The sequence below is a fragment of the Schumannella soli genome, from assembly GCF_006517435.1.
Classification (GTDB): Bacteria; Actinomycetota; Actinomycetes; order Actinomycetales; family Microbacteriaceae; genus Schumannella; species Schumannella soli.
The window spans coordinates 377,173-390,563 of record NZ_VHQG01000002.1 but is presented as its reverse complement, the minus strand read 5'-3'; the positions used below and the strand labels follow the sequence as shown (position 1 = coordinate 390,563).

The window sequence follows — 13,391 nt, the reverse complement described above, 5'->3', positions numbered from 1 at the left end:
TCAGCCCCGCTCTGTCGGGGTCTTCTCACCGGCTTCGACGCCGACGGGGAGGCGGTTGCCGGCGGGCGGCAGCGGACACGTCGCGAAGTCGGTGTAGGCGCAGGGCAGGTTGACGGCCCGGTTGAAGTCGAGCAGCACGCGGCCTTCGGCGTCGGGCGCGGCGACCGCGAGCGAGCGGTTGGCGGCGTAGGTCGTGATGCCGCTGGTCGCATCCGTGAACAGCACGAGCAGGTCGCCGGGCGACTTGCCGTCGAAGGCCACGAGCCGGAAGGTCTCGCCCTGCAGCTCGAACTCGATCTCTCCCGGCGCGGCGTCGACGTGCTCGAGTCCTTCGACGGCGGCGCCGACGGTGACCTCGCGCGGGGCGTCGTAGGCGACGAAGCGCCCGGCGGCGAGCCAGCGCGGGTTCGGCGGGTAGACAGGGGTGCCGGCGTGGTTCACGCGCAGCGGGTAGGCGGGGTCGCGCGGGCGCACGATGTCGTTGCCGCCACGGCGGGCAACCTCGATCACGATGTCGCCGTGAACGAGGTCGACGCCGGTGCGCTCGGCGAGCGGGCCGAGCTCGACGCGACCGCTGACGGTGGCGCCGTCGCGCTGCAGCGTCTCGCCGTCGGCGAGCTCGACGACCGGACCGGCGTCGGAGGTGCTCCAGCGACCGGGGATCCCGTCGATCCGCTGCGGTTCGGCGCCCAGCCAATGCAGTCCCGTCACCGCGAGGAAGCCGTGCTCGCTCGCCCGCTGAGCCTCGTGCGCGGCGTGCCAGTCGGCCCACTCGCGGGCGAAGCCGGCGCGGTCGATCGCGCGGCGGTCGAAGCCGGCCGAGGTCGGCGTGGCCGCGGCGACGGCGGGGGTGGGCTCGGTGATGGTCATGCGGTGGCTCCGATCTGATCGGTCAGGCGGTGGGGAGCCGGCAGCCCGAGGTTCTCGCGCAGGGTCGCGCCCTCGGCGTATTCGGTGCGGTAGACGCCGCGCTCCTGCAGCTCGGGGATGACGGCGTCGGCGAACTCGTCGAGGCCGTGCGGGGTGAGGTGCCCGACCACGACGAAGCCGTCGCTGGCGCGGTTCTGCACGTAGCGGTCGATCTCGCTGGCGACGTGCGCCGCCGTGCCGACGAAGCCGTGCCGGTTGGCGACGGCGATGACGAGCTGGCGGATGCTGAGCTTCTCGGCGTCGGCCTTGGCCCGCCACGCGGCGATCTTGGCTTGGTTCTCCTCGAAGGCGCGCGCCCATCCGCGGGTGATCTGCTCGCCCGGGTCGGGGTCGACCTCGGGCAGCGGGCCGTCGGCGTCGTAGGCGCTGAGGTCGCGGTTCCAGACCTGCTCGAGGAAGGTGATCGCGGTCGGCTTGCTGATCTGCTGCAGCGAGATCTCGCGGGCCTTCTCCTCGGCATCGGCCGGGCTGTCGCCGAGCACGAACGACACGGCAGGCAGGATGAGCAGCGAGTCCTCGCTGCGTCCGCGCCCGGCTAGGCGGCCCTTGACGTCGGAGTAGAACCGCCGCCCGTCGTCGAACTCGGCGTGACGGGAGAAGATCACCTCGGCGTGCTCGGCGGCGAAGTCGCGGCCGTCGGGCGAATCGCCGGCCTGCACGATGATCGGACGCCCCTGCGGGCTGCGCGGCACGGTCGACCGCGCGTCGACGTCGAAGTGCTTGCCGCGATGCCGCACGTCGTGCACGGCGCCCGCACGCAGGAACTCGCCTGCCGCGGCGTCGCCGAGCACGGCGTCGTCATCCCAGCTGTCCCAGAGCTTCTTCGCGAGGGCGACGAACTCGCTCGCCCGCTCGTAGCGCTCGGGATGCGGCAGGAAGCCCCCGCGACGGAAGTTGCCGCCGTGGAAGGCGTCGGAGCTCGTCACGACGTTCCAGCCGGCGCGACCGCCGGAGAGGTGGTCGAGCGTCGCGAGCTGGCGGGCGAGCTCGGCCGGCTCGTTGAACGTGGAGCTGAGCGTGCCGACGACGCCGATGTGGCGGGTCACGGCGGCGACAGCGGCGAGGATGCCGAGCGTGTTCGGCCGGCCGACGACGTCGAGGTCGTGGATCTCGCCCCGGTGCTCACGCAGCCGCAGCCCCTCGGCGAGGAAGAGGTAGTCGAAGAAGCCGCGCTCAGCGGTGCGGGCGAAGTGCTCGAACGACGAGAACTCGACCTGGCTCTGCGCGGTCGGATCGCTCCAGACGGTCGTCGAGTTGACGCCCGGGAAGTGGGCGGCGAGGTGCACCTGGCGGCGTTCGGCGGTCATGCGGACTGCTCCTCGAGCTCGGGGGAACTGTGGTCGGTCGCGTAGCGGCTGGCGGGACGCGACAGGCCGAGCCGGCCGCGCAGGGTCGTGGCGTCGGGCCGATCGAGCACGCCGGCGTCGCGCAGCAGCGGCACGAGGTCGTCGGCGATGCGGTCGAGGTCGGCGGGAAGACGGGCCGGACGCAGGCGGACGCCGTCGTAGCCGAGCCGCTGCCACGCGAGCAGCTGCTCGGCGAGGCTCTCGGCGGTCCCGGCGTGGATGAGCGCGTCGGAGGTGAAGGCGGCGCCGTCGAACTGCTCCAGCTCGGCGAGGGCGGCGCGCGCGGCGTCGACGCTGTCGTCGAGCAGCACCACCGCATCCGCCCACACCTCGAGGGGACGGTCGAGGTGGATGCGGTCCGCGCGGCCGACCGCGCGCTCGGCCTCGCGGACCTCGCCGAGGATGCGCACCGCATCCGCCTCGTCGTGCGGCGTGACGTAGACCACGTCGGCGCCGCCGGCGGCGAGCTCGTAGGGGATGCGGGCGTGGGCGAGCACGGTGACGAGCGGCTGGCCCTGCGGCGAGCGCGGCATGATCGACGCGCTCTCGACGCTGAAGTGCTCGCCCTCGAAGCCGATGCGGTGCACGCGGTCGCGGTCGATGAACCGGCCGGTGGCGACGTCGCGGATGATCGCGTCGTCCTGCCAGCTGTCCCAGAGCTGTCGCCCGGCCTCGATCACCTCGGCGGCCTCGCCGAAGAGCTCGAGCAGCAGCGGGTTCGTCGGATCCTGGAAGCGCGCGAAGTCGGGCGCCGGGATGTCGCGGCGGCCGAACTGGCGTGCCTCGCGCGGGTCGGCGGAGACCTTGGGGCGCCACCCGGCCCTCCCCCGGCTGGCGTAGTCGAGCGTCTGCACCGCGGTGGCGAGGTGGAAGGGCTCGCTGTGGGTCGTGCTCAGCGTCGGCACGAGACCGATCGAGCGGGTCAGCGGCGCGAGGAAGGAGGCGATGATGCCGGCGTCGAGCCGGCCGCGCACCTGATCGCGGCGGTCATCGGGCGTGAACGGCGCCGCGGTCTGCTGCGCGAAGGCGTCCTCGATCGTCAGCAGGTCGAGCCGGGCCTCGTCGGCTCGGCGGGCGAGCCGGGTCCAGTAAGCGGCGGTGAACAGCTCGCCGGCGGCGAGGTCGCTCGTGCGCCACGCCTGCGGATGCCAGCCGGCGCCGTCGAGGGCGACGCCCAGGTGCAGTGGTCGGGGCATGTGCGCTCCTCGTGCTCTCGTGAAACGGCGGTCGGGCCTCTCACCCTGTCCCCGTCGTCGCGGCGCGCCAACCGGTCGGCGTAACAGTCGGTCAGAGAGCGTCAGATGACGACGCACGACGTCACGCGGCGTCGAACGGCGTCGAACACGGTCACCCGTTCTGGGGTGCGGCACGGCGCGCAACTACCGTGCCGCCATGACCTCCGACCGGCCCTCCCTCCAGGCCCTGCACTTCCTCACCCCCGGCAACTTCGACGACGACCGGCCGCGTGAGGGACTCGAGGCGACGCTGCGCCTGTTCGAGTTCGGCGAGAGCCTCGGACTCGACGGCGCCTGGATCCGGCAGCGTCATCTCGAGCACGGGGTCTCGAGCGCGGCCGTCTTCCTGGCCGCCGCAGGGCAGCGCACCCGCCGCATCCAGCTCGGCACCGCCGTGATCCCGCTCGGCTACGAGACGCCGTTCCGGCTCGCCGAGGATCTCGCGGTCGCCGACGTGCTCTCGGGCGGTCGCCTCCAGATCGGGGTGAGCGCGGGTCTCCCGCCGCACGCCGAGCTGATCGGCGACGAGGTCTTCGAGGGCGACTGGCGCAGCTGGGACTTCTCGCACGGGCGGGCCGAGCGGCTCATCCACCACCTCTCCGGCGCCTTCTTCGGCGACGCCGATACCGTGATCCACTCCCCCGGCAACGTGCAGCGGCCGCGCGTGCAGCCCTTCAGCCCCGGCCTCGCCGACCGCGTCTGGTACGGCGGCGGGTCGCTCGCGTCGATCGAGTGGGCGGCCCGCGCGGGGCGCAGCATCCTCATCGGCAACGTCATCAGCGGCGAGGGCACCGACGACTTCATCTCGGCCCAGACTGCGCTGCTCGCCCGCTACCGCACGACGCTCGCCGCCGCGGCGGAGGAGGGCGTCGTGGATGCGCCGACGGCCGCATCACGCCGGGTCGCGCTGGGCCGGGTGATCGTGCCGATCGACGGCGCCGATCGTGCGGCGCGCGAGCGCTACCGCGACTACGCGCGCGCCCGCCTGCCGCGGTTGGGTCGCGGACACGGACCGAAGAACACGCTCTTCGCGCCCGACCTCGTCGGCTCGGCCGAGGAGATCGTGGCCCGGCTGCTCGCCGATCCGCTGCTCGCCCAGGTCGACGAGCTGCGGCTCGAACTGCCCTACGAGTTCTCGCAGGACGACTACGAGCAGATCCTCGCCGACGTCGTCGGGCTGGTCGCGCCGCGGCTCGGCTGGAACTCGCGCGTCGCCGCCGCCGACCCCTCGTTCGACGCCCGCGTCGTCGCGGCGAACTGACCCGACGCGGCGGGGACGACCGTGACGCGCTATCTGCTGCGCCGGCTGCTGCAGGCGGTCGGGGTGCTCTGGGCCGCCTACACGGCGACCTTCCTGATTCTGTGGGCGCTGCCGGGCGACCCGGTGCGCATCCTCGCCGGATCCGACGCGACCGATCTCAGCGACGCCCAGCTCGATGCGCTGCGGCACGAGCTCGGCCTCGACCGGCCGCTCTGGCTGCAGTACGTCGACGGCATCGGCCAGGTGCTGCGCGGCGACCTCGGTCGCTCGATCGGGTCGGGGCGCCCCGTCGCCGACCTCCTCGCCGCGGCGCTGCCGTCGACGCTGCAGATCACCGCGCTCGGCATCGTGCTCGCGGTCCTCGGCGGCACCGGCGTCGCGATCGCGGCGACGCTCACCCGCAGCCGGGTGCTCGCGCGGGTGCTGCTGGCGCTGCCGCCGGTCGGCGTCGCGGTGCCCGGCTTCTGGTTCGGGCTGCTGCTCATCCAGTGGTTCTCGTTCCAGCTGCGCTGGCTGCCGGCGCTCGGCGACAAGACCTGGACGGCCGCGATCCTGCCGTCGATCGCGCTCGCCCTGCCGAGCGGGGCCGCGATCGCGCAGCTGCTGTCGAAGAGCCTCGCGACGACGCTGCGCGAGCCCTACGTGGATGCGGTGTGGGCCAAGGGCGCCGGGCGGTTCCGGGTGCACTTCGCGCACGCGCTGCGCAACGCCGCCCTGCCCGCGCTGACCTACACGGGCGTGATCGTGGGCGGCCTGCTCTCGGGCACGGTCGTGACCGAGACGGTGTTCTCGCGGTCCGGGATCGGCCGGCTGACCGCGACCGCCGTGACGGCGCAGGACATCCCGATCGTGCAGGGGGTGGTGCTGTTCGCGGCGCTCGTGTTCGTCGTGGTGAGCCTCGTCGTCGATCTGCTGTACCCGCTGCTCGATCCGCGCATCCGACTCGCCGGGCAGCGCTCCCGCGACCGGGCCCGCGCCGCCGCGGGCGCCCGGGGTTCGGCATCCGCCCCCTCGTCGGCCCGCGCCGCGCATTCCCACACTGAACTCGAGACGACGGGAGTCCGCCCGTGAGCGCGCCCACCCTCGACCCCTCCGCCCGGGCGGCGGCGCCCGGCGACACCTTCGCCACGACCGCCGCCGACCGCTTCGCCGACGCCGAGGCGTCGCGCCGCGGCTCCATCGGCCCCGTGGGCCGCGTCCGACGCCTGCTGCGCGCCCTGCCGCTCGACGCGATCCTCGCCGCCGTCTGGCTGCTGCTCGTGCTCGTCGCGGCCGTGCTGCCGCAGGTCATCGCCGCCGGCGACCGGCTCGCCGGGATCCCGCGCGAGAAGCTGCAGGGCCCGAGCGCGGCGCACCTCTTCGGCACCGACCAGCTCGGCCGCGACCTGTTCACCCGGGTCGTGCACGGCACCAGGCTCACCCTCCGCTCGGCGGTGCTCGCGATCGGCATCGGCCTGGCGTCGGGCGCCGTGCTCGGAGTCCTAGCCGGCTACGTCGGCCGGTGGGTCGACGACGTCGTCATGCGGGTGACGGATGTGCTGCTCGCGATCCCGAGCCTGCTGCTGTCGCTCGCGCTCATCACCGCACTCGGCTTCGGCACCACTAACGTCGCCATCGCGGTCGGGCTGGCGAGCGCCGCCGGCATCGCCCGCGTGCTGCGCGCCGAGGTCGTGAAGGTGCGCACCTCGACCTACGTCGAGGCGGCTGTCGTCGCCGGCAACCACCCGCTGCGGGTGCTGCTGCGCCACGTGCTGCCGAACTCGACCGGGCCGGTCATCGCGCTCGCGACGCTCGAGCTCGGCACGGCCGTGCTGGCGATCTCGTCACTGAGCTTCCTCGGCTACGGCGCCGTGCCGCCGACGCCGGAGTGGGGCTCGCTCGTATCGACCGGGCGCGACTACCTGCAGGGGGCCTGGTGGCTGACGACGCTGCCGGGGCTCGTGATCGCGCTGACCGTGCTGGCGGCGAACCGGCTCGCCCGCGCGGTCGACGCCGAAGGACGGAGGACGCGATGAGCGCCACCACGCAGCAGGACCTCGCCGGCATCTCGACCGGCTCAGAAGCGAGCGCCGACGTCGCAGACACCGCCTCCGCGCCCCTGCTCGAGGTCGATCGTCTCGCCGTGCACTACCGCGGTCGCGACGGCGGCGTGATCGAGGCCGTGCGCGAGGTGTCGCTGAGCATCGCCCCCGGCGAGACCCTCGCGGTCGTCGGCGAGAGCGGATCGGGCAAGTCGACCACGGCGCAGGCGATCGTGCAGCTGCTCGCGCCCGGCGCTCGCATCGCCGCCGGCTCCCTGCGATTCCGCGGCGAGGACCTCGCGACCGCCTCGCGCCGCCGGCTGCGGCAGCTGCGCGGCGTCGGCATCGGCTTCGTGCCGCAGGATCCGACCGTGTCGCTCGACCCGGTGAAGCGGATCGGCGCGCAGGTCGCCGAGACCCTGCTCATCCACGGCCTCGCCGACCGCCGCAGCGCGCCCGCTCGCGCCGTCGAGTCGCTCGGCCGCGCCGGGCTTCCCGACCCCGAACTGCAGGCGACGCGCTACCCGCACGAGCTCTCCGGCGGCATGCGTCAGCGCGTGCTCATCGCGATCGCGATCGCCGCCGAGCCGCCGCTCATCGTCGCCGACGAGCCCACCAGCGCCCTCGACGTCACGGTGCAGCGCCAGATCCTCGACCAGCTGGACCGGCTGCGCGCCGCGGGCACCGCCCTGCTGCTGATCACGCACGATCTGGGCGTCGCGGCGGACCGGGCCGACCGCATCCTCGTACTCTCGGAGGGGCGCGTCGTCGAAGAGGGCTCCCCCGCGCAGATCCTCGGCTCCCCGCGCCACGAGTACACCCGCCGCCTCATCGCCGCCGCACCGAGCATCGCCGCGCAGCGTGGCAGCGGCCTCGAACGGCACCGGCTGCCGGTCGCGACGCTCGCGGCGTTGACGACGGGCGGGGTCGGCGATCCCTTCGTGGAGCGGACGGGCGCACGAGCGAGCGAACGCCCCGGCGAGCCGCGCCACGAGGGCGCCCCGGGTGCGGATGCCGCAGCCGGCTTCGACGAGATCCTGCGCCTCGAGGGCGTCACCAAGGCCTTTCCGCTGCCGCGGTCGCTCGGCGGCGGGGAGCAGCTCGCAGTCGATGACGTGACCCTCGCGGTGCCCCGCGCCGGCACCCTCGCGATCGTCGGCGAGAGCGGATCGGGCAAGTCGACGACGGCACGGATCGCGCTCCGGCTCGAGCCGGCGGACGCGGGGCGGGTGCTGCTCGACGGCGTCGACGTGAGCGCGGCGCGCGGAGGTGAGCTGCGCCGGCTGCGCCGGCGCGTGCAGCTCGTGCATCAGAACCCCTACGCCGCGCTGAACCCCCGATGGAGCGTCGAGACGATCGTGACCGATCCGCTCGCGGCACACGGACTCGGCACCCGCCGCCAGCGTCGTGACCGAGCGGCGGCGCTGCTCGACGCCGTCGCCCTGCCGAGCCGCGCGCTCACCCGGCGCGCTGCCGAGCTCTCGGGCGGCCAGCGCCAACGCGTCGCGATCGCCCGCGCGCTCGCGCTCGGACCCGAGCTCCTCGTGCTCGACGAGCCCGTCTCGGCGCTCGACGTCTCGATCCAGGCGCAGGTGCTCGCGCTGCTCGCCGACCTGCAGGCCGAGCTCGGCGTCAGCTACCTGTTCATCTCCCACGACCTCGCCGTCGTGCGGCAGATCGCCGACACGGTCGCTGTGCTGCAGCGCGGGCGCCTTGTCGAGCAGGGCGACGTCGACACCGTCTTCAGCTCACCCGTGGCCGACTACACACGCGAGCTGCTCGCCGCGATTCCCGGCACCCGATTCGCCGGCCCCGCCGACGGCAGCAGCCGGTCCGGCACCGGCCCGTCCGGCACCGGCCCGTCCGGCACCAGCCCTTCCCACGCCACCCCGCCCGACGCCATCCCGGCGTCCGACACCCCAGGAGCATCCCGATGACCGCAGCCCGACCTCCGCGCCCCGCGCGCGGCCGCCTCCGACTCCCCCGTCTGGCCGGCGCCCTCGCCGTCACCGCGGCCGTCAGCCTCGCGCTCAGCGCCTGCGCCGGCGGCGCGGGCAGCGGCGCCGACGCCGGCGACGCGTCGAAGCCCGTCGATGGCGGCGATCTCAGCTTCGCCATCGCGAACGACCCGATCTCGCTCAACCCCTCCGGCACCGGATCGGGCAACGACACCCTCTACGTCACCCGTCAGCTCTTCGACTCGCTGCTCTACCAGAGCCCGAAGGACGGCTCGCTGAAGCCCTGGCTCGCCTCGAGCTGGGAGGCGAACGCCGACGCGACCCGGTACACCTTCCACCTGCGCGACGGGGTGACCTTCAGCGACGGCACCGCGCTGACCTCGGCCGAGGTCAAGGGCACCTTCGACGACATCGTCGCCGCCGGGGCCAAGAGCACCGTGGTCAGCGCCTTCCTGGGCTACAGCGGCACCGAGACCCCCGACGAGCACACCGCTGTCGTGACGTTCTCGAAGCCGAACGCCGCCTTCCCGAGTTCGACCTCGCAGGTCGGCCTCGGCATCGTCTCCGCCGCGGGGCTGAAGATCCCCTACGCCGACCGGGCCACCGGCGACGGCGTCTACGGCAGCGGTCCCTTCGTGCTGAAGAAGTACACGAAGGATGTCGAGACGGTACTCGAGAAGCGCGACGACTACGCCTGGGGTCCGGCCTCCCTCAACGCGGGGAAGGCCGCGCACCTCGACAGCGTCACCTTCCAGGTCGTACCCGAGGCGAGCGTGCGCACCGGCAGCCTCAGCTCCGATCAGATGTCATCGGCGGCGTGCAGCCGAACGACGTGCAGACCCTGAAGTCGTCCGACCTGCCGGTCGTCTCCCGCGCCAACCCCGGCGTCGCTTTCGGCCTCGGCTTCAACGAGAAGAGCACCAAGCTCGGCGACGTGCGCGTGCGCGAGGCCATCGCCCGCGCCGTCGATCACGACGAGGTGCGCGACACCGCCCTCAACGACCTCTTCGCGGTCGGCACCAGCTCGCTCGCGAAGACGACCCCCGGCTACAAGGACGAGAGCGCGCACTTCGGTCACGACGCGAAGAAGGCCGCGAAGCTGCTCGACGAGGCCGGTTGGAAGCTCGGCTCCGACGGCGTGCGCGAGAAGGACGGCGAGCCGCTCGAGCTCACCCTCATCTGGATCTCGAACTTCGGCCCCAACCAGACCTCGCTCGAGCTCATCCAGCAGCAGCTCAAGAAGGTCGGCATCAAGCTCACCCTCGACGGCGGCGCCGTGGTGCCCGACTTCCTCGCGAAGCAGCAGTCGGGCGACTTCGACATCGCCTGGGGCAACCAGTCGCGTGCCGACGGCGACATCCTGCGCACCGCATTCTCCAGCGCCGGTACGAACTACTACCGCATCGACGACCCCGAACTTGAGACGCTGCTGCAGCAGCAGCTGGCCACCGGCGACGCGGATGCGCGTGACAAGATCCTCGGAGAGGTGCAGGACCGGCTCGCGACGCAGTACTACCACGTGCCGATCCACGAGCTGACGAGCATCCTCGGCACGCAGCAGAGCGTGCACGATGTGAGCTTCGGCGCGGATTCGCGACTGGATCTGCTCACGGCGGCCTGGAAGGACGGCGAGTAGATGACGGCGACCGCGGCCTCGGCAGCGTCCCCGGCCGAGCCCACGGCAGCGCCCTCGACGGCAGCGCCCTCGGCGTCGGCGCCCGCGGAGTCGTCGTCGGCGACCGCTCCGGCGGGACTGTCGGAGGCCGCGGTCGCACTGCTCGAACGCGAGGCGCTCGACATCGCCCGGCAGCTCGTGCGCATCGACTCGAGCAACACGGGCGAACCCGGCATCGGCGACGGGGAGACCCGGGCGGCGCTGCTGATCCGCGAGCTGCTGACCGAGGTCGGCATCGCGAGCGAGTTCGCCGAGTCCCGGCCCGGGCGCGGCAACCTCGTCGCGCGCATCCCGGGCGCCGACCCCGAGGCGCCGGCCCTGCTCGTGCACGGGCACCTGGATGTCGTGCCGGCCGACGCCGACGATTGGACGCATCCGCCCTTCGCCGCCGAGATCGCCGACGGGCTGCTCTACGGGCGCGGCGTCGTCGACATGAAGGGTTTCGTGGGCACCGTCGTCGCCGTCGTGCGCGCCTTCGCCCGCGAGGGCGTGCAGCCGCGGCGCGAGCTCGTGCTCGCGTTCTTCGCCGATGAGGAGGCCGGCGGCGTCTGGGGCGCGCGCTGGGTCGTGGCCGAGCATCCCGAATGGCTGGCGGGCGCGACTGAGGCTCTGGGCGAGGTCGGCGGCTTCTCGCTGCCGCTCGCGCCACCATCGGACCAGGACGGCAGCGCGGGAACCCCCGGCGCTCACCGGGCCTACCTCGTCTCGACCGCGGAGAAGGGCGTCAGCTCGATCGTGCTGACCGCTCGCGGCCCGGCCGGGCACGGCTCGCGACCGAGCGCCGACAACGCCGTGACTCGGCTCGCCCGGGCGGTCGCGCGCATCGCCGACCACCGCTTCCCCGTGGTGCGCACGCCCTCGGTCGAGGCGCTGCTCGCCACGGTCGGCGCGGCGCTCGGCGAGGATCTGACGGCGCTCGACGACGACGCGCTCGAGGCCCGGCTCGCCGGGCTCGGACTGCTCGGCACGGTCGTCGCGCCCTCGCTGCGGCACACGGCGTCGCCGACGATCCTGCAGGCCGGCTACAAGAGCAACGTCATCCCGGGCGAGGCGTCCGCCCGCATCGACTGCCGCATCCTTCCCGGGCACGAGGAGGCCTTCTTCGCCGAGCTCGACCGACTCGCCGGGCCCGGAATCGAGATCGACAAGGCCAGCTGGATCCCGCCGATCGACTCCCCCGCCGACAGCCCGCTGCTGACCGTGCTGCAGGAGTCGATCCGCGCCGAGGACCCGGACGGCACGGTCGTGCCGTACCTGATGCCCGCGTCGACCGACAACAAGCACGTGGCCGCGCTCGGAATCCGCGGCTACGGCTTCACGCCGCTGCGGGTGCCCGCCGACGTGGATGTGCTGGGTCTCTTCCATGCGGCCGACGAGCGGGTGCCGGTCGAGTCGATCGCCTTCGGGGCGCGCGTTCTCGCCGACGTGCTGAGTCGCGCGTGAGCGCGGCGGCCGCGGCCGCCGACGACGTGACGCCCTGCCCCTCGGCGCGGGTGGTGCTTGTCATCGCGCTCGGCGCGGGACTCGCGACGCTCATCGACTCCGCCGTCGTGAACTACACGGCGCCCGCGGTGACGCGCGAGCTCGGCGCCGACACGGCCGCGATCCAGTGGTTCCTGGCGTCGTACTCCCTGACGTTCGGGCTCGGGCTCGTGCCCGCAGGGCGGCTCGGGGATGCGCTGGGGCGCCGGGGTCCGCTTGTCGTCGGCCTGGCGCTGTTCCTGCTCGGCGCGCTCGCGTGCGCTCTCGCGCCCGTCGTCGCGGCGGCGGTCGGCGGACGGGTCGTGCAGGGTCTGGGTGCGGGGCTCATCAGCGCGCAGGTGATGGGGCTCATCCAGGACGGCTTCCACGGACCGGCCCGCGTGCGGGCGTTCGCGGCCTACACGGCGGCGGGAGCGACGGCGGCCGTGCTCGGCCCGGCCGTGGCCGCCGGCCTGCTGACGCTGCTGCCGGAGTGGCTGGGATGGCGTGCGGTGCTCGGCATCAGCGCGCCGTTCTCACTCGCCACGCTGGTCGTGGCGCTGCGGCGGCTGCCCCGCGCACCGCGATCACCGCGCTCGGACGACCCGCTCCGATCCCGAGCCCGCGGCCGGCTCTCGCTCGACCTCCCGGGTGTCGCCCTGCTGGGCACGCTCGTGCTGCTCGCGACGCTGCCGGTGATCGACCCGGGCGTCGCCAGCTCCGGGGTACCCGCCGTGGCCGCCGGCGGAATCCTGGTCATCGTCGCGCTCGTGCTGTGGGAGACGCGGGAGGCGCGGCGCCGACGCGTGCCGCTGTTCGCGCCGGCTCTCATCCGCTCGGTCGGATTCGTGAGCGGCAACGCCGTCGCGGCTCTCTGGTTCGGCTCGGTGCTCGCGCACTCCTCGGCCGTCACGCTGTTCCTGCTGCAGGGGGCCGCGCTGGGCGCGCCGCTGACCGCACTGCTGCTCGTGCCCGCAGCGCTCGTGCGCATCGCCGCCTCGCTGCTGAGCGCCCGCGCGCACGCCCGCATCGGCGGCGTGGTCGTCGCGCTGGGACTCGGCCTGCAGATCCTCGCGAGCCTCGGCATCCTCGCGGCGCTCGGCGGCGACGCTCCTCTGACGGGTCTGCTCGTCGTGGTCGTCGCCGCCGAGGCGGTGAGCGGCATCGCGACCGGTCTGCTCGAGCCGCCGCTGCGCGCGATCACGCTCGGCTTCGCTCCCGCGGCGCTGCACGGTTCGGCGGCCTCGTTCCTGCAGCTGACGCAGCGTTTCTCGGCGACCTTCTGCGTCGCCCTGGTCAGTGGGCTGCTGCTCGCCGGCTCGGCGGGAGCGGGCGTGGCGACGGTATCCCGCGAGGGCCTCACGGCGGCGCTCGCGGTGTGCACCGGGCTGCTCGGCGGGGCGCTCCTGATCGCGCTGCTGCCGGTGCTGCGACGCGACTCGAGCGCGACGGAAGTCTCGTCGCGCACCCCGGCGTGAGCAGCGGCGGCACACGCAGCCGCTGC

At 73.8% G+C, this 13,391-nt stretch carries 9 protein-coding genes and 1 pseudogene; 7 read left to right on the top strand and 3 right to left on the bottom strand.

The window, feature by feature from the left end:
- From FJ657_RS07545 to FJ657_RS07535, 3 genes are read right to left on the bottom strand one after another with little or no spacing between them, the layout of a single operon-like run.
- Complete coding sequence (locus tag FJ657_RS07545) at positions 1–870, bottom strand: DUF1684 domain-containing protein (RefSeq protein ID WP_141163081.1); 870 nt, start codon at positions 868–870, stop codon at positions 1–3.
- The gene (locus FJ657_RS07540; protein ID WP_141163080.1) at positions 867–2,237 is read right to left on the bottom strand and encodes an NtaA/DmoA family FMN-dependent monooxygenase; all 1,371 of its coding nucleotides are present in this window, start codon (positions 2,235–2,237) and stop codon (positions 867–869) included. Before FJ657_RS07540 ends, FJ657_RS07545 begins: the two co-directional genes overlap by 4 nt.
- Positions 2,234–3,472: an LLM class flavin-dependent oxidoreductase gene (locus FJ657_RS07535; protein ID WP_141163079.1), complete on the bottom strand. Its 1,239-nt coding sequence runs from the start codon at positions 3,470–3,472 to the stop codon at positions 2,234–2,236. Before FJ657_RS07535 ends, FJ657_RS07540 begins: the two co-directional genes overlap by 4 nt.
- A gap of 196 nt (positions 3,473–3,668) precedes the next feature.
- Here FJ657_RS07535 and FJ657_RS07530 point away from each other — a divergent pair, with 196 nt between their 5' ends.
- The 7 genes and pseudogenes from FJ657_RS07530 to FJ657_RS07500 all read left to right on the top strand — a co-directional run bounded on the left by FJ657_RS07530 (position 3,669) and on the right by FJ657_RS07500 (position 13,365).
- Positions 3,669–4,772: an LLM class flavin-dependent oxidoreductase gene (locus FJ657_RS07530; RefSeq protein WP_141163078.1), complete on the top strand. Its 1,104-nt coding sequence runs from the start codon at positions 3,669–3,671 to the stop codon at positions 4,770–4,772.
- 21 nt (positions 4,773–4,793) lie between these two features.
- Positions 4,794–5,843 (top strand): ABC transporter permease, encoded by a 1,050-nt coding sequence (locus FJ657_RS07525; RefSeq protein ID WP_141163077.1) that lies wholly within the window; start codon positions 4,794–4,796, stop codon positions 5,841–5,843.
- Positions 5,840–6,787 (top strand): ABC transporter permease, encoded by a 948-nt coding sequence (locus FJ657_RS07520; protein ID WP_141163076.1) that lies wholly within the window; start codon positions 5,840–5,842, stop codon positions 6,785–6,787. The genes FJ657_RS07525 and FJ657_RS07520 overlap by 4 nt, the downstream gene beginning before the upstream one ends.
- Positions 6,784–8,730 (top strand): dipeptide ABC transporter ATP-binding protein, encoded by a 1,947-nt coding sequence (locus FJ657_RS07515; protein WP_141163075.1) that lies wholly within the window; start codon positions 6,784–6,786, stop codon positions 8,728–8,730. Before FJ657_RS07520 ends, FJ657_RS07515 begins: the two co-directional genes overlap by 4 nt.
- Positions 8,727–10,387: pseudogene (locus FJ657_RS07510) on the top strand (ABC transporter substrate-binding protein). The gene FJ657_RS07515 and the pseudogene FJ657_RS07510 overlap by 4 nt, the downstream one beginning before the upstream one ends.
- A complete protein-coding gene (locus FJ657_RS07505; protein WP_141163074.1) occupies positions 10,388–11,869 on the top strand; it encodes a M20/M25/M40 family metallo-hydrolase in 1,482 nt (493 codons plus the stop codon).
- Positions 11,866–13,365, top strand: coding sequence for an MFS transporter (locus FJ657_RS07500; protein ID WP_141163073.1), 1,500 nt, complete (start codon positions 11,866–11,868; stop codon positions 13,363–13,365). The genes FJ657_RS07505 and FJ657_RS07500 overlap by 4 nt, the downstream gene beginning before the upstream one ends.
- Positions 13,366–13,391: the final 26 nt, after the last annotated feature.

Excerpts from the sequence above, each read along its gene's own strand:
- FJ657_RS07545 (WP_141163081.1), bottom strand. The coding sequence starts at position 870 with ATGACCATCACCGAGCCCACCCCCGCCGTCGCCGCGGCCACGCCGACC.
- FJ657_RS07540 (WP_141163080.1), bottom strand. The coding sequence starts at position 2,237 with ATGACCGCCGAACGCCGCCAGGTGCACCTCGCCGCCCACTTCCCGGGC.
- FJ657_RS07535 (WP_141163079.1), bottom strand. The coding sequence starts at position 3,472 with ATGCCCCGACCACTGCACCTGGGCGTCGCCCTCGACGGCGCCGGCTGG.
- FJ657_RS07530 (WP_141163078.1), top strand. The coding sequence starts at position 3,669 with ATGACCTCCGACCGGCCCTCCCTCCAGGCCCTGCACTTCCTCACCCCC.
- FJ657_RS07515 (WP_141163075.1), top strand. The coding sequence starts at position 6,784 with ATGAGCGCCACCACGCAGCAGGACCTCGCCGGCATCTCGACCGGCTCA.
- FJ657_RS07505 (WP_141163074.1), top strand. The coding sequence starts at position 10,388 with ATGACGGCGACCGCGGCCTCGGCAGCGTCCCCGGCCGAGCCCACGGCA.